General features: G+C 71.6%; 24 protein-coding genes and 1 pseudogene. 17 read left to right on the top strand and 8 right to left on the bottom strand.

From position 1 onward, the window contains the following. The first annotated feature begins 11 nt into the window (after nucleotides 1–11). The 4 genes from E6R18_RS23210 (at nucleotide 12) to E6R18_RS23195 (ending at nucleotide 2,896) form a co-directional block, all read left to right on the top strand. Complete coding sequence (locus E6R18_RS23210; protein WP_136318838.1) at nucleotides 12–863, top strand: helix-turn-helix transcriptional regulator; 852 nt, start codon at nucleotides 12–14, stop codon at nucleotides 861–863. Nucleotides 864–1,152: 289 nt separating this feature from the next. Then, the gene (locus E6R18_RS23205; RefSeq protein ID WP_136318837.1) at nucleotides 1,153–1,389 is read left to right on the top strand and encodes a DUF397 domain-containing protein; all 237 of its coding nucleotides are present in this window, start codon (nucleotides 1,153–1,155) and stop codon (nucleotides 1,387–1,389) included. 188 nt (nucleotides 1,390–1,577) lie between these two features. Next, a complete protein-coding gene (locus E6R18_RS23200) occupies nucleotides 1,578–1,976 on the top strand; it encodes a hypothetical protein (protein WP_240799829.1) in 399 nt (132 codons plus the stop codon). 17 nt (nucleotides 1,977–1,993) lie between these two features. Continuing rightward, on the top strand, nucleotides 1,994–2,896 hold the full coding sequence (locus tag E6R18_RS23195; protein WP_136318835.1) for a cupin domain-containing protein: 903 nt from the start codon (nucleotides 1,994–1,996) through the stop codon (nucleotides 2,894–2,896). Between the two features lie 44 nt (nucleotides 2,897–2,940). On the opposite strand, the gene E6R18_RS23190 is transcribed toward E6R18_RS23195, so the two are convergent. Further along, complete coding sequence (locus E6R18_RS23190; protein WP_136318834.1) at nucleotides 2,941–3,261, bottom strand: hypothetical protein; 321 nt, start codon at nucleotides 3,259–3,261, stop codon at nucleotides 2,941–2,943. Between the two features lie 70 nt (nucleotides 3,262–3,331). On the opposite strand from E6R18_RS23190, the gene E6R18_RS23185 reads away from it, so the two are divergent. Both E6R18_RS23185 and E6R18_RS23180 read left to right on the top strand, forming a co-directional pair. After that, on the top strand, nucleotides 3,332–4,123 hold the full coding sequence (locus E6R18_RS23185; RefSeq protein ID WP_136318833.1) for a site-2 protease family protein: 792 nt from the start codon (nucleotides 3,332–3,334) through the stop codon (nucleotides 4,121–4,123). A 115-nt stretch (nucleotides 4,124–4,238) separates the two neighbouring features. Next, nucleotides 4,239–4,385, top strand: a pseudogene (locus E6R18_RS23180) (nuclear transport factor 2 family protein); the annotation flags it as partial. 107 nt (nucleotides 4,386–4,492) lie between these two features. On the opposite strand, the gene E6R18_RS23175 reads toward E6R18_RS23180, so the two are convergent. Further along, nucleotides 4,493–4,690 (bottom strand): hypothetical protein, encoded by a 198-nt coding sequence (locus tag E6R18_RS23175; RefSeq protein WP_136318832.1) that lies wholly within the window; start codon nucleotides 4,688–4,690, stop codon nucleotides 4,493–4,495. A 155-nt stretch (nucleotides 4,691–4,845) separates the two neighbouring features. Continuing rightward, nucleotides 4,846–5,556 carry an NADPH-dependent F420 reductase gene (gene npdG / locus E6R18_RS23170; protein WP_136318831.1) on the bottom strand — a complete coding sequence of 237 codons (711 nt, stop codon included), beginning with the start codon at nucleotides 5,554–5,556 and terminating at the stop codon, nucleotides 4,846–4,848. A gap of 188 nt (nucleotides 5,557–5,744) precedes the next feature. On the opposite strand from npdG, the gene E6R18_RS23165 reads away from it, so the two are divergent. Together E6R18_RS23165 and E6R18_RS23160 are read left to right on the top strand one after the other, a co-directional pair. Further along, entirely contained in the window at nucleotides 5,745–6,350 is a 606-nt protein-coding gene (locus tag E6R18_RS23165) for a hypothetical protein (protein WP_136318830.1), read from the top strand. A 227-nt stretch (nucleotides 6,351–6,577) separates the two neighbouring features. Then, nucleotides 6,578–7,909, top strand: coding sequence for an MFS transporter (locus tag E6R18_RS23160; RefSeq protein WP_136318829.1), 1,332 nt, complete (start codon nucleotides 6,578–6,580; stop codon nucleotides 7,907–7,909). A 183-nt stretch (nucleotides 7,910–8,092) separates the two neighbouring features. Here the strand turns inward: E6R18_RS23160 and E6R18_RS23155 are convergent, their stop codons facing one another. Continuing rightward, a complete protein-coding gene (locus E6R18_RS23155) occupies nucleotides 8,093–8,335 on the bottom strand; it encodes a hypothetical protein (RefSeq protein WP_136318828.1) in 243 nt (80 codons plus the stop codon). A 58-nt stretch (nucleotides 8,336–8,393) separates the two neighbouring features. On the opposite strand from E6R18_RS23155, the gene map reads away from it, so the two are divergent. After that, entirely contained in the window at nucleotides 8,394–9,251 is an 858-nt protein-coding gene (gene map / locus E6R18_RS23150; protein WP_136318827.1) for a type I methionyl aminopeptidase, read from the top strand. Here the strand turns inward: map and E6R18_RS23145 are convergent. Beyond that, a complete protein-coding gene (locus tag E6R18_RS23145) occupies nucleotides 9,238–10,125 on the bottom strand; it encodes an NAD(P)H-binding protein (RefSeq protein WP_136318826.1) in 888 nt (295 codons plus the stop codon). The two genes, map and E6R18_RS23145, sit on opposite strands and share 14 nt — an antisense overlap. A gap of 140 nt (nucleotides 10,126–10,265) precedes the next feature. On the opposite strand from E6R18_RS23145, the gene E6R18_RS23140 reads away from it, so the two are divergent. From E6R18_RS23140 to zwf, 4 genes are all read left to right on the top strand, one after another. Next, nucleotides 10,266–10,985, top strand: a complete 720-nt coding sequence (locus E6R18_RS23140; protein ID WP_136318825.1) for a TetR/AcrR family transcriptional regulator — start codon at nucleotides 10,266–10,268, stop codon at nucleotides 10,983–10,985. A 245-nt stretch (nucleotides 10,986–11,230) separates the two neighbouring features. After that, on the top strand, nucleotides 11,231–11,893 hold the full coding sequence (locus tag E6R18_RS23135; protein WP_136318824.1) for a biliverdin-producing heme oxygenase: 663 nt from the start codon (nucleotides 11,231–11,233) through the stop codon (nucleotides 11,891–11,893). Nucleotides 11,894–12,277: 384 nt separating this feature from the next. Beyond that, the gene (locus E6R18_RS23130; RefSeq protein ID WP_136318823.1) at nucleotides 12,278–13,759 is read left to right on the top strand and encodes a sugar porter family MFS transporter; all 1,482 of its coding nucleotides are present in this window, start codon (nucleotides 12,278–12,280) and stop codon (nucleotides 13,757–13,759) included. After that, complete coding sequence (gene zwf / locus E6R18_RS23125) at nucleotides 13,756–15,186, top strand: glucose-6-phosphate dehydrogenase (protein ID WP_136318822.1); 1,431 nt, start codon at nucleotides 13,756–13,758, stop codon at nucleotides 15,184–15,186. The genes E6R18_RS23130 and zwf overlap by 4 nt, the downstream gene beginning before the upstream one ends. 126 nt (nucleotides 15,187–15,312) lie before the next feature. On the opposite strand, the gene E6R18_RS23120 is transcribed toward zwf, so the two are convergent. The 3 genes from E6R18_RS23120 to E6R18_RS23110 form a co-directional block, all read right to left on the bottom strand. Beyond that, a complete protein-coding gene (locus E6R18_RS23120) occupies nucleotides 15,313–16,014 on the bottom strand; it encodes a PhzF family phenazine biosynthesis protein (RefSeq protein WP_136318821.1) in 702 nt (233 codons plus the stop codon). 83 nt (nucleotides 16,015–16,097) lie between these two features. Continuing rightward, the gene (locus tag E6R18_RS23115) at nucleotides 16,098–17,705 is read right to left on the bottom strand and encodes an HtaA domain-containing protein (protein WP_136318820.1); all 1,608 of its coding nucleotides are present in this window, start codon (nucleotides 17,703–17,705) and stop codon (nucleotides 16,098–16,100) included. Nucleotides 17,706–17,777: 72 nt separating this feature from the next. Further along, nucleotides 17,778–19,187, bottom strand: a complete 1,410-nt coding sequence (locus tag E6R18_RS23110) for an HtaA domain-containing protein (protein WP_136318819.1) — start codon at nucleotides 19,185–19,187, stop codon at nucleotides 17,778–17,780. 147 nt (nucleotides 19,188–19,334) lie between these two features. Here E6R18_RS23110 and E6R18_RS23105 point away from each other — a divergent pair, with 147 nt between their 5' ends. The 4 genes from E6R18_RS23105 to efeO all read left to right on the top strand — a co-directional run bounded on the left by E6R18_RS23105 (nucleotide 19,335) and on the right by efeO (nucleotide 23,674). After that, the gene (locus E6R18_RS23105) at nucleotides 19,335–20,414 is read left to right on the top strand and encodes an ABC transporter substrate-binding protein (RefSeq protein ID WP_136318818.1); all 1,080 of its coding nucleotides are present in this window, start codon (nucleotides 19,335–19,337) and stop codon (nucleotides 20,412–20,414) included. Then, nucleotides 20,411–21,511 carry an iron ABC transporter permease gene (locus E6R18_RS23100; protein WP_136318817.1) on the top strand — a complete coding sequence of 367 codons (1,101 nt, stop codon included), beginning with the start codon at nucleotides 20,411–20,413 and terminating at the stop codon, nucleotides 21,509–21,511. The genes E6R18_RS23105 and E6R18_RS23100 overlap by 4 nt, the downstream gene beginning before the upstream one ends. Then, complete coding sequence (locus E6R18_RS23095) at nucleotides 21,508–22,347, top strand: heme ABC transporter ATP-binding protein (protein WP_136318816.1); 840 nt, start codon at nucleotides 21,508–21,510, stop codon at nucleotides 22,345–22,347. Before E6R18_RS23100 ends, E6R18_RS23095 begins: the two co-directional genes overlap by 4 nt. A gap of 190 nt (nucleotides 22,348–22,537) precedes the next feature. Continuing rightward, nucleotides 22,538–23,674 carry an iron uptake system protein EfeO gene (gene efeO / locus E6R18_RS23090; RefSeq protein ID WP_136318815.1) on the top strand — a complete coding sequence of 379 codons (1,137 nt, stop codon included), beginning with the start codon at nucleotides 22,538–22,540 and terminating at the stop codon, nucleotides 23,672–23,674. Nucleotides 23,675–23,790 lie beyond the last annotated feature (116 nt).

Here is a 23,790-nt window from a genome sequence, read left to right as displayed (position 1 = left end):
GAAGCAAGTCCATGGCCGAGTCGCCGCTTTCCACCGCTAAGGCTGCCCGTATGACCATCGCTGTCCGCCTGGACGGGCTGCGGCGGGACGCCGGGCTCACCGGACATGAAGTGGCCGTGCGGTGCGGCTGGCACAAGTCGAAAGCCTCCCGCATCGCCCGCGCCAAGACCGCTCCCTGCGACGCCGATATCCGGGCATGGTGTGAAGCCTGCGGCGCGGCAGACCAAGCAGCCGACCTGATCGCCGCGTCCCGAACCGCCGAATCCATGTACGTCCAGTGGCGGCAGATCCACCGGGACGGAATGCGGCGGGTCCACGAGAAGACCGTACCGCTGTACGAGCGGACAACCCACTTCCGGATCTACGCCTCCAACGTACTGCCCGGGGTGCTCCAGACCCCCCAGTACGCAACGGGGCTCCTGCGGTCCATCACGGCCTTTCAGGGTACCCCTGACGACGTGGCCGACGCCGTACGGGCTCGCCTGGCCCGCTCCCGCGTCCTCTACGAAGGCAACCACCGCTTCGCCCTGCTGGTCGAAGAGGCGGTGCTCCACTACCGGGTCTGCGACGGGCCCGAACTGGCCGCACAGCTCCGGCACCTGCGAGAGGTCATGACCCGGCAGAACGTGTCTCTGGGGATCATCCCGTTCAGGGCTCGGCGCACCGTGTGGCCGCTGGAAGCCTTCTACGCCTTCGATGACTCCCAAGTGGCCGTGGAAACACTGTCGGCAGAGGTGAATATCACCGCACCGAGTGAAGTCCACACCTATCTGAGGGCATTCGCGGAACTGTCCCGGATCGCCGTTTACGGCGCGGCTGCGCGCGATCTCATCGCCAAGGCCCTGAATTCCGCTCTCTCCTAACCGACAAAGTTGCGCAGCCGGATCATGTCGTCGTCTCCCGCCTCCAGCAGACAGGCGAAGGCGACTGATCAGGCAGGCAATCCACTCCTTCGGGAAACCCACCCGCAACAGCGTGCAACAAGGTGGAGTCCGACCATTGGCGCTACGTACCGTCATCGGGCGCACACAGTGTGCAGAACCCCCGCCTCCGGCTGATTCGGAAACACCGACTGTCCGAGGAAGGGCGGCATGTGTGCGACGGCGCGGAGAAATCATCTCCGCGTCAGCCCATCACCAGGAGGACCATTCCATGAAGAATCTCTACGCCTTTCCGGCCGAAGACGCGGAGTTCGAGCGCTTCTGCGGCGGCAACCTCGGCGGGGAACACGAGGCATGCGTCGAGGTCGGAGCGATTCCCGGCGTGGCCACTGCCTACGCGCTCCGCGACAACAAGCCCGAAGGAGCAGGTCTCGAACTCAGGTTCACCGAGGTGGAACTCAACGACTTCGCCCTCGGGTGGGTCAAGAAGCAGGGGCTGACGCTCTAGCCTCCTACCTCCCCGCCACCCCGCGCAGCGGGCCGCCCCGCCCGGGGCGGGGCGGCCCGGCATGTCTCAGAAAGGCACAGATGACCTGGTCAGGGCACTGGCATGGGTACGGACCGTGGACCGGCCCGCCAGCCGTATACGCAAGAGAAGGAGGCCGTCGGCCCCCTCACCCCAACGGACCGCCTTCCGTGCTGGATCCCGAGGACAAGAAGCAGCAGCAGGTCCTCGACCGGTACCGCGAGGCCGCCGCCGAGTTCCAGACAGGCAATGTGCCGCCCACCATGACGGGCTACTGGCTCCTCAAGCGGAACCAGGTCTCGAACGACCGGACCTGGGCCGACGTGGGCATCGCTCTGGCGTGGCTGACGAAGGAGTACGACGCCAACCCGCCATTCGTACGCTCGGACGGTCTTGCGGCGTACAGCGGCCTCCACAGCAAGCTCGAGTACGCCACCGACGTGCTCCCCCGCGGGGTCGATGTGACCTGGGTGTACTACACGTCGTCGAAGAACCTGATCTCGTTCTCCGTCGTGTGCTGCCCGAACCGCTTCCACCCCGGGGTTTCCTGCCCCCTCCCACCCTCGTAACACGAGAGGAGACCGGCATGTCGCTGCGTCTTCTACTGCCCGAGGAAGGCGTGACCGACCTTCTCCTCACCTGGCCCGACGAACCCCGCGTGTACGAGCGGGGCACCACGGCACTGGACGAGACGGTCACGGCGGACTTCCTGAAGGACTACCTCTTCACCGGCTGCGCCCCGGCGGATGAGATCGCGGTCGTCAAGGCCCCTCACCCTTCCCTGAACAGAGCGGCCTTCACGACCAACGGCCGGAGTGACGCCGGGAAGCTGCGGCGGCTTCACGAGAACGGGCACACCATCCGTCTGGGCAACCTCCAGAGGGTGTTGCCCTACATGGCGCACCTCTCCCGGCGCCTCCAGGAGGAGACAGGCTGTTCGAACTACGTGCACGCCTTCCTGACCCCTCCGGGCAGCCAGGGCCTGCGCCACCACTGGGACCAGCAGATGGCCGTGATCGTCCAGCTCTCGGGCACCAAGCGGTGGCAGCTCTGGCGGCCACCGGTGGAAGCGCCGATGCGCGAGTTCAACGAGAGCTGGCGGGTCTGGCGGGACGACTACATCCCGATGTGGGAAGCGCAAGGGCCTGACACCGAGTTCGACCTCACGCCCGGCCAGTCCTTTCTCCTCCCGCGAGGGTGGGTCCACAACCCCCGCGTCACCGGGTCCGAGGAGGCCAGCACCCACCTGACCTTCGCCCTGCGGGAACGCACACCTCTGTGGCTCGCCGAGAAGCTGATGGCCGACGCGATCACGGAGAGCGGGTTCCGCCGCGTCATCCGCCCCGGTCAGCTGGCAGGGGCCGAGCTGAGCGGGCAACTCCTGGGGGTACGTGACGCCCTCGTGCAGTACCTGGCCGGGATCGACGTCACGCAGGTGGCGACGGCCGTCCGCCAAGCCGCGGTGTCCGAGCTGGAGTACACCACCTGATCGAGCTGATCGAGGACGGGGCCGACCGGGCCGTCCGGCCCGAATCAGCCCCGTTCGAAGCAGTGGAAGCGGCCGATGGCCAAGAAGCCGCGGCGCTCGCACCAGTGGCGTGGCCAGTCCGTCGCATCGTCGTCCAGGACGGAGACCAGTCGGTGCGGCAGATGCCCCAGTGCCTCCTCCGCGACGGCGGGCAGCGTCCCGGGATCAGCGGTCTTGTCGATGATGACCTGGTTGTTCGCGCGGGAGTGTGCGAAGCCGTCGTCATATACGGCGAACCCGCCCGGGAGATCCGCGACGCGCTCGGCCTGGCGGCGCGCGAAGGCCGACAGGAAGGAGTTGATCCGCTGGAGTTCTGAACTCGGCATGCGCGGAGTGTAGGCAGCCGTGGATCGGGACCACCTTCGAATTGTGGTGCGGGCAGCCTAGGCTCGGGCCATGGCAAGCGCAGCGCAGCAGCGGATCAGTCCGGTCTTTCTCGGCATTGCCGCCGTGACCGCCGTGGCCGGGTGGGGGGTGTGGACGGACTTCGCGGCGCAGCCCGGGTTCGCGACGTTTCTGTTCGTCACCGGGGCCTGGGTCGTGTCGCTGTGTCTGCATGAGTACGCGCATGCCAGGACCGCGCTGCACAGCGGGGACATCTCGATCGGGGCCAAGGGCTACCTGACGCTGAATCCGCTGAAGTACACGCACGCGCTGCTGAGCATCGTGCTGCCGGTGCTGTTCGTGATCATGGGCGGGATCGGGCTGCCGGGTGGGGCGGTCTTCATCGAGCGGGGGCGGATCCGGGGGCGGTGGAGGCACAGCCTGATCTCGGCGGCGGGGCCGCTGACCAATGTGCTGTTCGCGCTCGTGTGCACCGCGCCGTTCTGGCTGCACGCGCTGGACGGGGTCCCGGTGGCCTTCCGGAACGCGCTGGGCTTCCTGGCGCTGCTCCAGGTGACGGCGGCGATCCTGAACTTCCTGCCGGTGCCGGGTCTGGACGGTTACGGGGTGATCGAGCCGTGGCTGTCGTACTCCGTGCGGCGGGCGGTGGAGCCGATCGCGCCGTTCGGGCTGATCGCGGTCTTCGCCCTGTTGTGGGTGCCCGAGCTGAACGCGGCCTTCTTCGACGCGGTCTACGCGGTGCTGAGGTCGCTGGGCGTGCACGGGCTCCGGGTGGACTGCGGTCTGGACGCCTACCGGTTCTGGCAGGGGGCGGCCGGGCCGGTGTGCGAGATGGGCGGGTGAGGATCGCGCTGCGCGGCCTGGACCCTTCCCCGCACGAGGACGGCCGGCACGGCATGCACCTGCACGCCCGTGTCCGGGGCCGCTGAGAGCTGTCCGGCGATCCGAGTAGTTCACCCTTACCTCGGACGTGGTCCTCTGGGGACCGCTGGGCCGCAGCGAGGGGATCGAGGCGGTCGAACGGACGGACGTCGTCCATCTGCGGCGGAGCCTCATCGACCAGGTCATCGTCTTCGCGGGGGAGATCAAGCCCTCCGGCCCCTGAACCTCGCAGTAGCACGCCCCGTCGTAGCACTGGGCACAGTGCGTCGCCGGGGCGCCGCGAGCCGGGCACGACCCGGGCGCGACCCGGGCGCGACCCGGGCGGTGGCCCTACAGGCTCTGGTCCGCCGGCCGCTGGGTGGCCTCGACGCGACGGCGGCGCAGGTAGTACCAGGCCATGTTGGACGAGAGCCCGACGAGCAGCACCCAGACGGCCCCGATGAGCCACATGCCCTCCACGAAGGACGTCACGGCCGCGGCAACGGCGAGGACGCAGACGACGAGGGCGTAGAGAGCGAGGCGGGGCATGGGGGTGGCTCCTGTCGGGGGGTGATGCGCGGTCCCCTCCAGTGTCCCCCATGCCCCCGGCCACCCGGAGCAGGGTGGGCCCGGCGGTGGGCCCGGCGGTGGGCCGGCGGTGGGCCCGGCGGTGGGCCGGCGGTGGGCCCGGCGGTGGGCCCGGGTCACACGTCGGTGGTACGCAGTCCGGCGTGGGCCTTGTAGCGGCGGTTGACCGAGATCAGGTTGGCGACCAGCGACTCGACCTGGTGGGCGTTGCGCAGCCGGCCGGCGAAGATGCCGCGCATGCCGGGGATGCGGCCGGCCAGGGCCTGGACGATGTCGGTGTCGGCGCGGGCCTCGCCCAGCACCATGACGTCGGTGTCGATCTCCTCGATCGCCGCGTCCTGGAGCAGCACCGCGGACAGGTGGTGGAAGGCGGCGGTCACACGGGAGTCCGGCAGCAGGGCGGCGGCCTGTTCGGCGGCGCTGCCCTCCTCCGGCTTCAGCGCGTAGGCGCCCTTCTTGTCGAAGCCGAGCGGGTTGACGCAGTCGACGACCAGTTTTCCGGCCAGCTCCTCGCGCAGCGACTCCAGCGTCTTGGCGTGCCCGTCCCACGGCACCGCGACGATCACCACATCGCTGTCGCGGGCGCAGGCGGCGTTGTCCGCGCCCCGTACGCCGTGCCCCAGCTCCTGGGCCGCGGCCTCGGCGCGGTCCGCGGCGCGGGAGCCGATGATCACCTGCTGTCCGGCGCGGGCGAACCGGTAGGCGAGGCCGCGCCCCTGCGGGCCGGTGCCGCCGAGCACGCCGATGGTCAGGCCGGACACGTCGGGCAGGTCCCAGGGGTCCTTGGCGGGGGGCTTGGGCGCGCTGCCGCTGTCATTCGTAGTCATGGCCCCGACACTACTACCAGGTAGCGCGTCGCGACCCTGTGTCCCCGGCCAGTGGGACGGATCACCGGACGGCCGTCCGGACGGCAGTGGGACGGATCACCGGACGGCCGTCCGGACGACCACCCGTACGGATGGCTGCACGGCCGTTCGCCGGTGGCGGGGTCCGACCTCGTGCATGATGCCGGGCCATGGATGCCGTACGTGTGGCGCTGCTGCGTGAAGTGCTCGCCAGGACCCAGTGGCCGGCGGCCACCCGGCAGTTCGCCGGGGCCCTGCGCTCCGCAGTGGTCCCGCACGGCGGCGGGCTGCTGCTGGTCGGGACCGAGGTGTACGAGCCCTGGCACCTGGCGGCCCATCTGGTCGACGAGTCCACCTGGTCGGGGCTGCCCGAACTCCGCCCCACCCTGGTACGCCACCGGGTGGAACCGGGCGTCCCGGCGCACCTCTCGGTCGGCCTCGGCCGGATCGAGGCGGCCGGGCGGGGCGAGACACTGCTCGTGGTGGTGCCGGAGCGGCCCGGCGAGGGGCTTCTCGAACGGGTCCACGACGCCCGCCGGGCCGGGGCGACGGTCCTCTCGCTGGACAACGGCGATCCGCAGGTGCGCGGGCTCGCCCATGAGGCGCTGTCCGTGACGGACGGCGACGACGTGGACCTGGACACCGTCCAGCACCTGGTCAGCGCCGCCGCCGGGGAGAACGGCGCACCCGTCCCGCGCGGCGGCCGGCGCACGTTCCGCGACCGCCTGTCCCGCCTCGCCGACCAACTGACCGCGCCGCCACCACCTCGGTGGTGAAGTGAGGTGAAGTGAGGTGAGGTGAGGTGAGGTGCGGGGGGCTGCCCTAATAGCCCGGCGCCGCGCCGGACACGCCGGACACGCCGGACACGCCGGACACGCCGGGCTCCCCGGGCTCCCCGGGTGTCCGCCCCCGCCCACCCGGGAGCCCGGCGTCCGGGACCGCCCCCGCCCACCCCCGAATACCGTTTGCATCGGGCACGTATCCCGACAGACCATGTCTCCTCGTGACCTCTCGCTCCTCCCTCGCCGCCAGGCTTGCCGCGCTTCTTCCCGATCTCTCGCCGTGGCGGTCATCGGCCGACTTCCGGCTGTTGTGGGTGCAGGGGATCGTCACCTACTTCGGCAGTTTCATGGCGCTGATCGCGCTGCCCCTCCAGATCAAGGACCTCACCGGCTCTCCCCTCGCAGTCGGCGCGATGGGCGCGGTCGAGCTGGTGCCGCTGGTCATATGCGGCCTGTACGGCGGCGCGCTCGCCGATGCCGCCGACCGGCGGAAGATCATCCTGGCCACCGAGGCCGGGCTCGGGATCCTCGCGCTCGTCCTCCTGGTGAACGCGTCCCTCCCCGACCCGCTGCTGTGGCCGCTCTACGTGGTGGCGGGCGGTGTCTCCGCGCTCGCCGGGCTCCAGCGGCCCGCGCTGGACTCGCTGATGGCCCGCATCGTGCCGCACGAGCAGCTGCCCGCGGCCGCCGCCCTGAACGCCCTGCGCTGGCAGGCCGGGGCGATCATGGGCCCGGCGCTGGCGGGTCTGGTGGTGGCCTACGCCGGGCACGCCACCGCGTACTCGGTCACCGTGGTCACCTTCGCCGTCTCGGTGCTGATGTGCCGCAGGCTCGCCCCCGCACCGCCCGCCGAGAAGGGGCAGAAGCCGTCGCTGCGCGGCATCGTGGAGGGGGCGCGCTACGCCTGGAGCCGGCCGGTGCTGCTCGGGACCTACGCCATCGACATGGCCGCGATGTTCTTCGCGTTCCCCAACACGATCTTCCCGTTCCTCGCCGACGAGCTGGACGCCGACTGGGCGCTCGGCCTGATGTACGCGGCGGGCTCGGTCGGCTCCCTCGTCCTGGGCCTGACCAGCGGCTGGACCTCACGGGTGCGCAGGCACGGGCTGTTCGTCGTGTTCGGTGCCGTCGTCTGGGGCATGGCCATCGCGGCGGCCGGCTGGTTCGGCAACGTGTGGCTGGTGCTGGTCTGCCTCGGGTTCGCCGGGGCGGGCGACATGCTCAGCGGGCTCGGCCGCTCCACCATCTGGAACCAGACGATCCCGGAGGAGCTGCGGGGCCGCCTGGCCGGCATCGAGGTGCTCTCGTACAGCGTCGGGCCGCAGCTCGGCCAGGTCCGGGCCGGCGGCATGGCGGGGTGGACCGGGACCAGGCCCGCGATCTGGACCGGCGGCGTGGCCTGCGTCGCCTCCGTGGCGCTACTGGCGGCGGCGCTCCCCAAGCTCCTGACGTACGACTCGGCGACGGACGAGGACGCGCTGCTGCGCAGGCGCGCGCGGCAGGCGGAGGGCACGCAGGGCGCGGACGGCCTGGACGTGGCGCCGGCGGGCTGAGCCGGGGCCTGCGAGCCCGACCAGGCTCACGGGACCGGCTCAGCCCGCCGGGCTCACGGGACCGGCTCAGCCCCTCCCGGGCTCACGGGACCGGCTCCGGCTCAGCGCGGCTCGGACTCACGGGACCGGCTCCGGCTCAGCGTGGCCCGGGCTCACGCGGCCCCGGGCGCCCGACCGGCCGGCTCAGGCGTCGTCCTCGTCCTGGCCCTGGCCCTGGCCCTGGCGGTCGTGCCACTTGGGGTCCGTCTCCCACTCCAGATTCCGCTCCCGGGCCGTCTCCATCGCGTGCTGCGCCTCCTGGCGGGTGGCGTACGGGCCGAAGCGGTCCTTGGCCGGGCACTCGGGGCCCTCCTCGACCTTCTTGTGCTCCAGGCAGTAGAACCACTCGCCCGGCTTGCCGACCGTGCGCTTCTTGAACAGGGCCATCGTCGGTTCCTTTCCTCTGTGCCATGGTGCCCCGGACACGCTGGTTAGACTCGCTGGCATGTCTGGCCAGTCGCTGCTTGTACCAGGGGAGCTCACTCCCGTCCGTTCCGTGCCCGGAAACATCCGGCGCCCCGAGTATGTGGGCAAGCCCGCCCCGACGCCGTACACCGGCCCGGAGGTCCAGGACGCCGACACCGTCGAGCGCATGCGTATCGCGGGACGGATCGCCGCGCAGGCGATGGCCGAGGCCGCCAAGCACATCGCCCCGGGCGTCACCACGGACGAACTCGACCGCGTCGCCCACGAGTTCATGTGCGACCACGGCGCCTACCCGTCGACGCTGGGCTACCGGGGCTTCCCCAAGTCGCTGTGCACCTCCCTCAACGAGGTGATCTGCCACGGCATCCCGGACTCCACGGTGCTGCGCGACGGCGACATCGTGAACCTCGACGTGACCGCGTACATCAACGGCGTGCACGGCGACAACAACGCGACCTACCTCTGCGGCGACGTCGACGACGAGTCCCGGCTGCTCGTCGAGCGCACCGAGGAGTCCCTGAACCGGGCGATCAAGGCGGTGCGGCCGGGCCGGCAGATCAATGTGATCGGGCGGGTCATCGAGTCGTACGCGAAGCGCTTCGGGTACGGCGTCGTACGGGACTTCACCGGGCACGGGATCAACACCTCGTTCCACTCCGGGCTGATCGTGCCGCACTACGACAGCCCGCACGCCACCACCGTGATGAAGCCCGGCATGACGTTCACCATCGAACCCATGCTGACGCTCGGCAGCCACGACTACGACATGTGGGACGACGGCTGGACCGTGGTGACCAAGGACCGCAAGCGCACCGCCCAGTTCGAGCACACGCTCGTGGTGACCGAGACCGGAGCGGACATCCTCACGCTGCCGTAGCACCCGCCGCGGGTATCAGCACCTCCCGGCACCACTGGCGGAAGCCGGTGGGGGCCGGGGTGGTCAGGGCCCGCCATTCGCCGTCGTAGACGCCGTTGTCCTGGGCGTCCGCCATGTCGAAGAGGCCCTGCGCCCACGCCTCGCTCATCCCGTACCGCACCATCGCCGCCTTGTACGCCGCGCGGTCGAGCTGCTCGAAGCGGACCGGGCGCCCCAGGACCTCCGACAGGACCCGGGCCATGTCCTCGGGGGACAGGGAGTCAGGGCCGACCACCGGGACGGTGGCCTGCCCGGACCAGGAGTCGTCGGCCAGGAGGCGGGCTGCGGTCGCGGCGATGTCGCGCGTGGCGACGAGCGGCAGGGGGCGGTCGGCGGCCACCGGCAGGGAGAGCACGCCCTGCGTCGTGAGCGCTTCGGCCTGGTGGAGCAGGTTCTCCATGAAGAACGGCATGGCCAGGGCCCGGTAGCCGGCCCCGGTGCTCTCGATCATCTCGTCCATCGCGAACGCGGCCGACAACTGCCCGGCGCCCGGGCCGTAGGCGCGGCCGAGGCTGCTGACGCCGACGACACGGCGGACGCCCTGGGCCCGGACGGCCTCGCAGGCCGGGCGGGTGAAGCCGAGGTAGTGCTCCCGGACGTCGCCGGCGACGGGGTTCGGCGGGACCAGCCACAGGACGCTGTCGGCGCCCTTGAACGCCTCCGCGAGGACCTGGGGGTCGCTGTGCGAGCCCTGGACGATCTCGGCGCCCTGCCGCGCTCGCGGGGTGAGCCGGGCGGGGTCGCGGGCGATCACCCGTACGTGCCGGCCGTCGTCGAGCAGTGCGTCGAGGACCTGGTGGCCGATCCGGCCGGTGGGTGCGGTGAGGACGATCACGGAAGCCTCCGGGGCATGGCTGCGGACAAGCGTGTGGCGCGTCGGCCGGTCACCGGCCGCACACCGTTTCCGCTGATAACAATTGCACGCTAACGCTGATATCGCAAACCGCTAACATCATTCCGTTATCATGGGAAACCATGGAGACCGACCGCCCCGCCCCCACCGGGAACAACCGCGAACGGATCATCGCCGCCGCCACCCGACTGCTCGCCGAAGAGGGGCGCGAGGCGGTGTCGACTCGGGCGGTCAGCGCCGCGGCCGGCGTCCAGGCGCCCACGATCTACCGGCTGTTCGGCGACAAGCAGGGCCTGCTCGACGCCGTGGCCGCACACGGCTTCGCGAGCCACCTCGGCGAGAAGGCATCCCTGGAGCTCACGGGCGACCCGGTCGAGGACCTGCGCACCGGCTGGAACTTCAACACGGAGTTCGGCCTGGCCAACCCGGCCCTGTACACCCTGATGTACGCCCAGCCCAGCCCCGGCACCCCCTCCCCCGCGGCCATCGCCGCACTGGAGGTCCTCGCCACCCACATCCACCGGATCGCCGAGGCCGGACGCCTGCGCATCGACGAGACGCGCGCCACCCACCTGGTGCACGCCGTGGGCGGCGGCACCACCCTCTCCCTCATCGCCACCCCCGAGGACCACCGGGACATGAGCGTGTCCCATCTGGCGCGGGAAGCGGTGATCGCCGCGATCACCACCGAGGCCCCGGCCACCCCTCCCCCCGGCCCCGCGGCGGCGGCGGTCGCCCTGCACGCCCTGCTCCCCCGGACCGGCGCGCTGACCACGGGTGAGCGCGCGCTGCTCGCGGAACTGCTCGACCGCATCTCGGGCGCGCCCGAAGAGGGCGCCTGACGCGCCACCCCGACGCACGCCCCCGACGCACGCCCCCGACGCGCGCCCCCGGCACACTCCCCCGGCGCCGCGTCGGCACCACACCCGTGCCGTAGTTACCGACAAGTCGTCGGCAAGGAGTTGACTTAGGTATGCCTAAGTAGGAAGATCGAGCCATCGGCAGGCGCTGCGGCGGACAGTTGCGGCGGGCCGATATCTCCGTCTCTTTCTGGACTTCCCGTCCCCCTCGGCCCCGGAGGCCCGCCTTGGACGCAACCGCCACCGCCACGTCCTTCTCGACGCTGATCCGCACCGCGTCGCACGAGCAGCACACCGAGGCGGAGACCTCGACCTTCATGAGCGATCTGCTCGGCGGGCGCCTCGGGGTGGACGCGTACACGCGGTACACCGAGCAGCTGTGGTTCGTGTACCGCGCCCTGGAGGAGGGCGCGCAGGCGCTGGCCGCCGACCCGGTCGCGGGGCCGTTCATACAGCCCGAGCTGATGCGCTCCGCCGAGCTGGAGCGCGACCTCGCCCATCTGCGGGGTGCCGACTGGCGCGAGGGCCTGGAGCCGCTTCCGGCCACCGCCGCGTACGCCGGGCGGGTCGCCGAGTGCGCCCGCACCTGGCCCGCCGGGTACATCGCGCACCACTACACGCGGTACCTGGGCGACCTGTCGGGCGGTCAGATCATCCGGGACAAGGCCGAGAAGACCTGGGGCTTCGCGCGCAAGGGCGACGGGGTGCGGTTCTACGTCTTCGAGGAGATCTCCAACCCCGCCTCCTTCAAGCGGGGTTACCGGGAGTTGCTGGACGCGGTGAACGCCGACGACCTGGAGAAGCGGCGGATCGTGGACGAGTGCAAGCGCGCCTTCGCGCTGAACACGGCCGTCTTCCGGGAGCTGGGCGAGGAGTTCCGGGCCGCCTGACGGCCGTCCCGATCCCCTGCGGGGCGAGGGGCCTGCCAAGTGCGGGCCCCTCGGCCGAAGGCGTCTCCTCAGTTGCCGGCCGCGTCCAGGGTGTCGCCGGCCCCGTGGTGATCCGGGCCGGTCCGGCGTGCCGGCGCCCGGACAGGACGCACCTGCCCTGCCGCTGCCGGTGATGTCTCGTCCCGAAGGTGCGGCAAGTGGTTCGAGGGCCGCGTACGCCGTCGCGCGCCCTCTGTATCTCTCTCGGCACCCCTCGGTATCCCTCCATCTCCGCATCGCCCTCGCGCCGATGCCCCGCTTTCACCCGGTTGCCCTCGTAGATGTCGGTGCCGTCCCCGGGCGGCGACGATGGCCGCATCGGCCATCGAGAGACGAGGGCATCACATGGTTCAGGGATTCTCCAGAGAGCCCGGCACCCACAGTCCGCTGACGCAGGTCGGCCCGGAGGGGACCCGGAAGATCACTCTCTGGGCGGCCGCGATCGCCCTGGGCGGGTTCCTGTTCGGTTTTGACACGGGTGTCGTCTCCGGTGCGCTGCTGTACCTCAAGAACGACTTCCACCTCAACTCCTTCGAGCAGGGCAGCGTGGTCAGCGTCCTGCTCATCGGAGCCGTCATCGGTGCCACCTCGGCGGGCGGTTTCTCCGACCGGGTCGGCCGGCGCAAGGCCCTGGGCCTCATCGGCCTGGTGTTCGTCGTCGGTACGGTGATCGCCTCCCTGGCCAACGGCTACCCGATGCTCATGGCCGGCCGGGTCGTCCTCGGCCTCTCCGTCGGCGCCGCGTCCGCGACGGTGCCGGTCTACCTCTCGGAGATCTCTCCGACCCGCGTCCGGGGCCGGCTGCTCACGATGAACCAGCTCATGATCACGGTCGGCATCCTCGTGGCGTACCTCGTCAACCTCGCCTTCGCGAGCAGCGAGAGGTGGCGGGCGATGTTCGCGGTGGGTGTGGTCCCCGCCCTCCTCATGATCGCGGCCACCCTGTGGCTGCTGCCCGAGTCGCCCCAGTGGCTCATCACCCACGGCCGGGCGGACGTGGCGCGCAAGGGGATCGCCGCGCTGACCGATGAGGAGACGGCGGACGAGCTGATCCGGCGGGCCCGGGAGCGCATGGACGCGGAGCGCGAGAAGGAGCGGCGGAAGGAGGCCGAGGGAGACGGGGGCACCCGGCGGCTGTTCGCCCCCGACGTGCGGCCCGCGCTGATCGTCGGCCTCGCCCTGGCGGCCGTCCAGCAGTTCGCCGGTATCAACACGATCATCTACTACGCGCCGACCATCATCCAGCAGACCGGCCTCAACGCATCGAACTCCATCTTCTACTCGGTGTTCATCGGCCTGATCAACCTGGTCATGACCCTGGTGGCGCTCAAGCTGGTGGACCGGGCGGGGCGGCGCCCCATGGTCCTGGTCTCGCTCGGTCTGATGGCGGTGTCCATCTTCATGCTGGGCCTCGCCTTCGTCGTGGACATGGGATCGGTGCTGACCCTGACGTTCATGGTGATCTACATCGCCGCCTTCGCCGGTGGCCTCGGACCCGTCTTCTGGACGCTGATCGGCGAGATCTTCCCGCCGTACGTCCGGGCCGAGGGGTCAAGCCTGTCCACCGCCGTCAACTGGGTGTCCAACTTCCTCGTGAGCCTCGCCTTCCTCCCCCTCGCCGGCCTCATCGGCCAGGGCGAGACCTTCTGGATCTTCGCGGGGATCTGCCTGCTCGCGTTCCTCTTCGTCAGCCGCTACCTGCCCGAGACGCGGGGCCGGGACGCCGACCAGATCCAGGAGGCCCTCGACACCCGCTTCAAGCACACCCCGGACCGCCCGGACGACTCCCGGCAGGGTCCCTCCCCGCAGAAAGGACGCCCGCGATGAGCAACACCCTCCCCGGCCCCGACGACCTCGAACGCGCCGACGCCCTCGTACTCTTCGGCATCACCGGCGACCTCGCCAAGAAGATGCTGATGCCCGCCCTGTACCGGCTCGCCGAGGACGGCCGGCTCACCGTGCCCGTCATCGGCGTGGCCGGCGGCGACTGGAACGACGACGCGCTGCGCGGACACGCCCGGGAGGCGATCGCCGCCGCCGTCCCCGGCTTCGACCAGCAGGTCTTCGACCGCCTCGCGGCGAACCTCTCCATCGTCACCGGTGACTTCACCGACCCCGGCACCTTCGCCCGGCTGCGCGAGGCCGTCGCCGGACACGGCTTCGTCACCCACTACCTGGCGATCCCGCCGATCCTGTTCACCACCGTCGCCCGCGCCCTGGCCGAAGCGGGCCTGAACCGCGACTCCCGCCTGGTCGTCGAGAAGCCCTTCGGACACGACGAGGAGTCCGCGCGCGAACTCCAGAAGGAGCTGAGCGCCTGCTTCGACGACCACCACCTGATGCGGGTGGACCACTTCCTGGGCAACACCGCGGTGGAGAGCCTGATGGTCGCCCGCTTCGCCAACACCCTCCTCGCCCCGATCTGGCACCGCTCGTACGTCGACAACGTACAGATCACCCTCGCCGAGGACTTCGACGTCGCCGACCGGGGGTCCTTCTACGACGCCGTGGGCTGCCTGCGCGACGTCGTCCAGAACCACCTGCTCCAGGTGCTCGCCTTCCTGGCCATGGACCCGCCCAACGTCTCCAACGCGCGCGCCCAGGGCCTGGAGAAGTGGCGGGTGCTGCGCGCCGTCCGCACCCTGGACCCCGACGCCACCGTGCGCGGCCAGTACGACGGGTACCTCGGGGTCGAGGGTGTCGCGCCCGGCTCCACCACCGAGACGTACTTCGCCACCCGCCTGTTCATCGACAACTGGCGCTGGGCCGGCGTCCCCTTCTACCTGCGCAGCGGCAAGGCGCTGCCCGTGACCGCCACCGAGGTGATCGTCCAGCTCCGCACCCCGCCGCTGGAGCTCTTCGGCAGCGACGCCGCCGAGACCCCGCCCAACCTCATCCGGTTCCGCATCGACGGCGACACCGGCATCCGGGCGGACCTGATGTTGCGCAAACCCGGTGGCGGCGGCGAACAGCCGGTGACCGTACCCATCGGCGTCGATTTCGCGACGGTCCTCGGGCGGCAGGACCTGCCCTACGAGAACATCCTGCGCGGCGCCGTCATGGGCGACCCGGAGACCTTCGCCTTCTACCCGACGATCCTGGAGTGCTGGCGGATCGTCGGAGCCGTCCTCGACCGGTCAGAGCCGCCCCTGCCGTACGCTCCCGGCTCCTGGGGCCCCGAACCGGCCAACCGGCTTCCCGGGCTGAAGTACTGGCACCAGCCGGGGCGGCGGCTCTTCGAGGATGTCGTCTGACGGGCGGGCGACCGGGTCCGAGCGGCGTGCCCGGCCGGGCGGCCACGATCCCCCACGGCCCCGCCGCCTTCGGCCTGGCCGTGTTCGTCGCGCTCCTCGTCGCCCTCGTCCTCGACGGCGAGCGCATCACCATGGCCCAGGCCGGACGCTCGCGTGGAGGGCGTGGTGGGCCAGTACGACCCTGCCGCCGATCTCCACCGTGCCGTCCGGTGCGGGTGCCGTGAGGATCTGGGAGCCGCGGCCCTGTGTGATGTTGAGCGCGCGTCCGAGCAGCGCGCTCAGCAACAGGGCCGCGCCTCCCGTCGCTTCGTCCTCCGCGATGTTGTCGTCCCGGCGCGGGAACGCCCGCGCCCTGACCCGGCCCGCCGCCTCGTCCTCCCAGGCCCACGCGTAGAGCCGGCCCTCGCCGGGCGGCGGGGCCGGGAGCGCGTCGACCTCGGCGGCCGACGCGTACTGCTGAAGGGTGCACGGCGGCGCCCACTCGGGGCGGGCGGTGATCCAGCTGAACTCGCCGTCCTGGCGGGCGAACACGTCGCCCACCTCCAGCTCCAGGATCTCCAGGTCGAGCAGCCAGGCCGCGCCGACCACGGGGTGTCCGGCGAACGGCAGCCGGAGGCCCGGGGTGTAGATGTCGAGCTGCCCGCGCTCGGGGTCGTCCACGAACACGGTCTCGCTGAAGCCGAGCCGGCCCGCGAGTTCCTGGCGGGCCTGCCGGTCCGGGTGGCGGTGCCCCTCGCGTACGACGCCGAGGGTGTTGCCGTGCCGGCCGTCGGGGCCGCAGAACACGCGCAGGACGTCGGTGCCGGCGGGTACGTCGTAGTCGTTCACGCCCCGCATTCAAGCACCGCCCGGGCACCGGGCCCCACGAGAGGCCCGGTACCCGGGCGGTGGTGTTGCCCGGCGCCGGGGTGTCAGGCGGTACGGCGGCGGCGGGCGATGACGACCGCGCCGGCGCCGGCGGCCACGACCAGGCCCGAGGCGGCGAACAGCGAGCCGGCCGGGATGTCGGAGCCGGTGGAGGCCAGGGCGCCCGAGCCGCCGACCGTGCCGGCGCCGCTGCCCGAACCGCCCACGCTGCCGGAGCCGCCCACGCTGCCCGAACCGCCCACGCTGCCGCCGGTGGACGAGCCGCCGGTCGTGGACGAGCCGCCGGTGGTGGAGCCGGTCGGGAGGGTGGCGTCCTTGTCGAGGGAGACCGCGACGGTCAGCGCGTCGAGCTGCTCGCCCGGGCCGTACATCGAGCCGAACGCCTTGGTGGCGCCGTCCGCGGTGAGGGTGGCCGGGACGCCGGACAGGGTCACCACACCGTCCTTGGCGGCGAGCTTGCCCGCGGGCAGCTTCAGATCGGCGATGGCCAGAGCGGTGTAGCGGGACACCTTCTTCGTCTGCCGGTCCTTGGAGGAGACGTCGGCGACGAGCTTGCCCTTGGTGCCGTCCGCCTGGATCGTCAGGTTGGTCAGCGACAGGTCGAGGGTGTAGGCGCCGTCCTCCTTGTGGCCGAGGAAGCGGACCTTTCCGTCGAACTCGGCCTTCAGGGTCTGCCCGGCGGCGTCGAAGCTGCCGGTGGCGTCGGAGAAGCGGTAGCCGTCTGCGGTCGCGGTCGCGCCGCCCGCCGTCTCGACCTCGCCCTGGGCGATGGAGCCCGTGACGTAGGAGCGGAAGGACGCCTTGACGCCCCAGTCCAGGGTGCCGTCGACGATCGGGCCGGACTCGGCGGCCGGCTTGTCGGTGGCGGTCGCCGTGGCCGTCGGGCTGGGCTTCGTCGTCGGCTGCGTGGGCCCGGTGGTGGGCTTCTCGGTCGGGGTGGCCGGGTCGGTCGGCTCCTCGGTGGGCTCGGCCGGGCCCGTGGGCTTCTCGGTCGGGGTGGCCGGATCGGTCGGCTTCTCGGTCGGGGCGGGGGCCGCCGTCACGGTGAGCGTGGCCGGGTCGAGCGCCTCCCCTTCCTTGTACTGGCCGTTGAAGGCATCGGAGCCGGCCTTGGTCAGCGTCGCGGGGATGTCCTTGAAGACCATCGCGCCGCCCGCGCCCTGGCCCGGCTTCACCGCCGAGAGGTCGAGGTCGGCGACGGCCACGTCGTTCCGCGTGCCCTGCGGGGTGGCCACGTCGGCGGTGATCGCGCCGCCCTTGCCGGCCGTGGAGACCTTGACGTCCGAGAGCGTGATGTTCAGGACACCGCCGTGCGCGAAGAAGTTGACCCCGCCGTCGAAGGCGGTGTCGGTGCCGTACGTGGCGGTGTCGTACGTGCCCTTGCCGTTGACGAAGGTGAAGACGCCGTTGCCCTCGGCCTGGGTGGCGCCGTCCTTCACCGTGATCTTGCCGGCGGCGCCGATGTACTTGCGGAAGGACTCCTTGAAGCCCCAGTCCAGCGTGCCGTCCTTCAGCTCGATCGTCGGCGCGGCGGCGGTGGCGTTCGGCGCGGAACGCTCGGCGGCGAGGGCCGGCAGGGCGAGTGCGGCGCCGAGTGCGGCGGCGGTGGCGACGGCTGCGGCGAGGGTTATGGGGCGGCGGGTGGCTGCCATGGTGGGTGGTCTCCTCAGGGGATGTGCGACATCACGGGGGTGATGGGGGGGGGACGGGGGTGGTGCGGGGGGTCAGGAAGAGGCGTCCGGCTTCGCGCGGTTGCGGCGCACGAGCAGCAGCACGGCGGCCGCCGCGGCGAGCACTCCGGCGCCGCCGAGGGCCAGGTACAGCCCGGTGTGGGAGTCGTCGTCCGCCTCGGCCGCGGCGGGGACCGCGTCGGTCCTCGTCACCGGGCTCTTCGACGGCTGCGGCGTGGCGGCGGTGTCGCTGCCCAGGTCGGGCAGGGCCGGCAGTTCCGCCTTCGCGTCGGTGGCCACGGCGAGCGAGACCGGGTCCATCGCGGTGCCCGCCTTGTAGAGGGAGCCGAATGCCTTGGCGCCGCCGGCGGTCAGCGTGGCGGGCGCCTCGGTGAGGACCGCGAGGCCGTTCTTCGGCGCGAACTCCTCGGCGGTGAAGGTGACGAGCGGCACCGCCCTGGTGGTGGCGCCGTCGCTCAGGACGTCGGCGCGGAGCGTGCCCTTGCCGGCTTTCAGGGCCACCGAGAACCGGGACAGCGTCAGATCGAGGCCATCGGCGGCGGTGAAGCGGACACTGCCGGCGAAGGTGGCCGCCAGGGTCTGCTCCTTCGGGTCGTACGTGCCCCGCCCCTTCGGGAAGCGGAAGAGCGCGCCGCCGTCCTCGGCGCCGTCGGCCAGCGTCCATTTGCCCTGGCCGATCGAGCCGGTGACGTACTCGCGGAAGGTGCGGCGCACGCCCCAGTCGACGGCCCCGTCCTCGAACGGGCCGGCCGCGGACTTCTTCTTCGGCGCGGTGCTCTTCTCGGGCGTGGCCGAGGACTTCGACGGGCTGGGCCTCGCGGCCGGGCCCGTGGTGTCCACGGAGAGGCCGACCGGGTCCAGCGGCGTACCGGCCGTGTAGTAGCCGGCGAACGACTTGGCACCCTGCGCGGTCAGCGTGGCGGGGATGTTGGTGAGGGCGATGGGGGTGGAACCGCCCCGCATGTCGATCCCGGACAGGCCGAGCGTGGCCAGCGGGACCTGGGCGGCGGTGGTGACGCGTCCGCTTCCCCGCTCCTTGCTGACCATGTCCGCGTACAGGGTGCCGCTGCCGCCCTGGATGCGGACGGTGGGGCGGCTGATGGTGAGGTCGAGCTCGTAGGAGCCGTCGGACTTCTTGTGGCCGAGGAAACGGACTCCGCCCGAGAAGCCGGCCCGGAACGCGCCGCTCGCCGGGTCGTAGGAGCCGGTCGCGGAGTGGAAGCGGAACTGACTGCCGCCGACCGTGGCGGCGCCGCCGGCCAGCGCCCAACTCCCCTGGGCAATCGGGCCCGTGACGTAGCTCTGGAACGAGGACTTGATGCCCCAGTCCAGCCGTCCGCCCTGCACCGTGCGGCTCGCCGCTTGCGCGGCGGTCGCCGGGAGCAGAGCGCCCAGCAGGACCGCGAGAAGCGCGACGGCGAGGGCAGGTCTGAACGATGGCATGGGGCCCCTCCGAGGTCTAGCAACACAGGTAAGGCTAACCTAAGGTATGTGGATCCTGTGTCGGTACCCTCTTCCGTCACATTCCACGCAGAACATCACCAACTGCTCGCCGTAGTACGAGCCGCACAACGAACAGGACGGTGCCCCGTGCGCTTCTCGCAGGACTTCGCCCCGCCGGGCCGCAGCGCCCGGCGGGCCGGGCGCGGGCGCACCGGCGTCCTGGCCACCGCCCTCTCCCTGGCCTCGGCCCTGCTCCTGTCCGGCTGCGGCGGTACGGGGGCGCCCTCGGCGAAGTCCGCGGGCGCCGGGGCCTCGTCGGCGGCGGACGCCGACCGGATAGAACCGCTGACCGGCGCCCCCGCCCCGAAGCTGCCGGTGACCGTGGAGTCGGCGGACGGCAAGCGGACCACCATCACATCGGCGGACCGGATCGTGCCGCTGACCGGCAGCCTGAGCGAGATCGTGTTCACGCTGGGTCTCGGCAAGCAGGTCGTGGCCCGCGACATCACCGCCACCTTCGAACAGGCCGAGAAGCTCCCGGTGGTGACCCGGGCCCACGACGTGTCGGCCGAGAGCGTCCTGTCGCTGAAGCCGACCGTGGTCCTCGCGGACACCACGACCGGCCCGGCCGAGGCGATCGGCCAGATCCGCGACGCCGGGATTCCGCTGGTGGTCGTCGAACCCGCCAAGGAACTCGCCGACGTGGGCCGCCGGATCGACACCGTGGCCGCTGCGCTCGGCGTACCGCGGTCCGGGCAGACGCTGAAGAAGCGCACCCAGGACCGTATCGACGCCGTGCGCAAGACCGTGCCCGCACCGGCCGCAGGGGCCGACAAGCCGCGCGTCGCCTTCCTCTACCTGCGCGGCTCCGCGTCCGTCTATCTGCTGGGCGGCCGGGATTCCGGGGCGAGTTCGCTGCTGGAGGCGGCGGGCGCGGTGGACGCCGGCAAGGCGTCCGGGCTGAAGAAGGACTTCACCGCCATCACCAGCGAGGCCCTGGCCAAGGCCGCCCCCGACGCGATCCTCGTCATGACGAAGGGCCTCGACTCGGTCGGCGGCATCGACGGCCTGGTGAAGATCCCGGGCGTCGCCGAGACCCCGGCCGGGATGGACCGGCGGATCGTCTCCGTCGACGACGGGGTGCTGCTGAACTACGGCCCGCGCACCGACCGCGTACTGAGTGAACTGGTCGCCCAGCTCTACCCGGAGAGCGGGCCGGGCAAGTGACCACCTCCTGCGAAGCGCCCGCCGCCAAGACGGCCGGGGCCGAGCCCGCCCCCGCCCCGCCCCGCGCCCGGCGCTCCACCGCCGTCACCCTCACCGCCGGACTGCTCGCCGCGCTGGTCCTGGGCTGCCTGCTGTCCGCCGGGCTCGGCGCGTACAGCATCCCGCTCGGTGACGTCCTCGCCTCCGTCCAGCACCGGATGGGGCTCGGCGGGCACGCCCTGGACCGGGTCGGCGAGAGCGTCCTGTGGAACGTACGGCTGCCGAGGGTCGTCCTCGCGCTGCTGGTCGGCGCCTCGCTCGGCTGCGCGGGCGCCCTGATGCAGGGCGTGTTCGGCAATCCGCTCGCCGAACCCGGCGTCATCGGGATCTCCGCCGGTGCGGCGGTCGGCGCGGTCGCCTCGATCGCGCTCGGGCTGAGCTTCTTCGGCAACTGGACCATCACCGTCTGCGCGTTCGCCGCCGGTCTGCTGACCGTGCTCCTGGTGTACACGCTGTCGCGGTCGGGCGGCCGGACCGAGGTGGTGACGCTGATCCTCACCGGCATCGCCGTCAACGCCTTCGCGGGCGCGCTGATCGGCCTGTTCGTCTTCTTCGCCGACAACGCGCAGATCACCCAGATCACCTTCTGGCAGCTCGGCTCGCTGGCCCAGGCCACCTGGCCCAAGGTGCTGGCCGTCCTGCCGTGCGCGGCGCTGGGGCTGCTGATCGCCCCGTTCTACGCACGCAAGCTGGACCTGCTCGCGCTCGGCGAGCGGCCCGCCCGGCACCTCGGCGTCGATGTGGAGCGGCTGCGTCTCGTGCTGGTGCTCGTCGTGGCGCTGCTGACGGCGGCGGCGGTCGCGGTCGCCGGGATCATCTCGTTCGTCGGGCTGCTGGTGCCGCACCTGCTGCGCATGGCGAACGGTCCCGGGCACCGCTTCCTCGTCCCCGGCAGCGCGCTCGGCGGAGCCCTCGTGCTGGTCGCGGGCGACCTCGCGGCCCGTACCGTCGCCGACCCGGCGGAGCTGCCGCTCGGCGTGCTGACCGCGCTCTTCGGCAGCCCGTTCTTCTTCTGGCTGCTGCGCAGGACCCGTCGCAAGCAAGGTGGTTGGGCATGAGGTCGCTGCGGAACCTCTTCGCCACGCACAGCCGGCAGCTGCCCGTACGCGTACCCTCCGGCGGCCCGGTCGCCGAGGTGCGCGGGCTGCGGGTGCGGCTCGGCGGGCGGCAGGTGCTGGACTCCATCGACCTGACCGCGCACGCGGGCGAAGTCGTGGCGCTCGTCGGCCCGAACGGGGCCGGGAAGTCCACCCTGCTGGCCGCCCTCGCCGCCGACCTGCCGGCCGAGAGCGGCTCCGTACGCATCGACGGCCGGCCGGTCACCGACTGGTCCGCCCCCGAACTGGCCCTGCGCCGGGCCGTGCTGCCGCAGTCCGCGGCCCTCGCCTTCCCGTTCTCGGTGGAGGACGTCGTACGGATGGGGCGCGCGCCCTGGGCGGGTACGGACCGGGCCGACGAGGACGATCCGGCGGTCGCCGCGGCGATGGCGGCCACCGAGGTCACACAGTTCGCCGGGCGCCCCTTCTCCGCGCTGTCCGGCGGCGAGCGGGCCCGGGTCGCCCTGGCCCGGGTGCTGGCGCAGCGGGCCCCGCTGCTGCTGCTGGACGAGCCGACCGCCGCGCTGGACCTGCGCCACCAGGAGCTGGTGCTGCGGATCTGCCGGGAGCGGGCCGCCGCCGGGGACGCGGTCGTCGTCGTCCTGCACGACTTGGGGCTCGCCGCCGCGTACGCGGACCGGGCGGCCGTGCTGCACGAGGGGCGGATCGCGGTGGCGGGCCCGCCGGCCGAGGTGTTCTCCGGTGAACTGCTCGGCAGGGTCTACCGGCAGCCCGTCGAGGTGTTCCCGCACCCGCGGACCGGGGTGCCGCTCGTCGTACCGGACCGCACCGCTTGACCTGTGCATTACCTGTGTGGGGTTCGTCCATGGGTCGGCTGTGATCGCACCGTTTCCGGACCCGCGCAGTGAGAGCTGAATCACTGCACGGGCGGGCATCGGGCAGGTAAGCCTCCGTTAAGTTAGGTCCGCCTCACCTACCTTTGTCCGACCCTTCCCGTCTTCTCCTTCATCCTCATGTGGAGCCCGTATGCGCGCCGTTCGTCTCTCCGTCGTCACCGCTGCCGCGACCGTGGCCGCTCTGACCGCCGTCACGGGCTGCGCCGAGAAGAGCGACGGCAAGGGCGAGGGGGCCGTCCAGGTCGTCGCCAAGGACGACTCCTGCGAGGTCTCCAAGAAGGAGCTGCCGGCCGGGCACATCGAGCTGGCCGTGCAGAACAAGGGCTCCAAGGTCACCGAGGTCTACGTCCTGTTCCCGGACGACCGCATCGTCGCCGAGCGCGAGAACATCGGTCCCGGCACCAAGGCCACCATCACGGCCGAGATCAAGGCCGGTTCGTACGAGATCGCCTGCAAGCCCGGCATGAAGGGCCACGGCATCCGCCAGAAGATCGAGGTCAGCGGCGGCAAGGCGGTCAAGCGCAGCCCCGAGATGGACAAGGCCGTCGCCGCGTACCGCACCTACGTCCAGGCGCAGGCCGACGAGACGCTGCCGAAGGCCAAGGTGTTCACGGACGCCGTCGCCGCCGGTGACATCGAGGCCGCGAAGAAGGCGTACGCCGACTCCCGCATCGGCTGGGAGCGCACCGAGCCGGTCGCCGAGTCCTTCGGCGACATCGACCCGAAGGTCGACGTGCGCGCGGACGGCCTGGAGGACGGCCAGAAGTGGACCGGCTGGCACCGCCTGGAGAAGGCGCTGTGGCAGGACGAGAAGCTGGGTGACGAGGAGAAGGCTCTCGCCCCGGCCCTCTACAAGGACCTGGTCGACTGGCAGAAGCGGGTCGGCCTGGCGGAGATCACCCCGACCTCGATGGCCAACGGCGCCAAGGAGCTCCTGGACGAGGTCGCGACCGGCAAGGTCACGGGCGAGGAGGAGCGCTACAGCCACACCGACCTGGTCGACTTCAAGGCCAACGTCGAGGGCGCCGAGCAGTCCTACCAGTTGCTGAAGCCGATCGCCTCCAAGAACGACGCGGCGCTCACCGCCACCCTGGACAAGCGGTTCGCGGCCCTGAACAAGCTGCTCGACAAGTACCGCAAGGACACCTCCTCCTACGAGTTCACCTCCTACGACAAGGTCGGCAAGGCGGACCGCAAGGAGCTGTCGGACGCGGTCAACGCGCTGGCCGAGCCGCTGTCCAAGCTCGCCGCCGCGGTGACGAAGTAACCGGCCGAAAGGAGGCTTCGGGCATGTCCGAGGAGACGCAGCAGCCACCCGCCACCGGCGGCGCCCCGTCGCGGCGGGCGCTGCTCGGCTGGGGCGGCGCCGGGCTCGCGCTCGGC

It is taken from the genome of Streptomyces sp. A1277, assembly GCF_004795015.1.
Lineage (GTDB): Bacteria > Actinomycetota > Actinomycetes > Streptomycetales > Streptomycetaceae > Streptomyces.
Note: the sequence above shows the minus strand (reverse complement) of the source record. Positions and strands in the feature narration are given on the sequence as shown.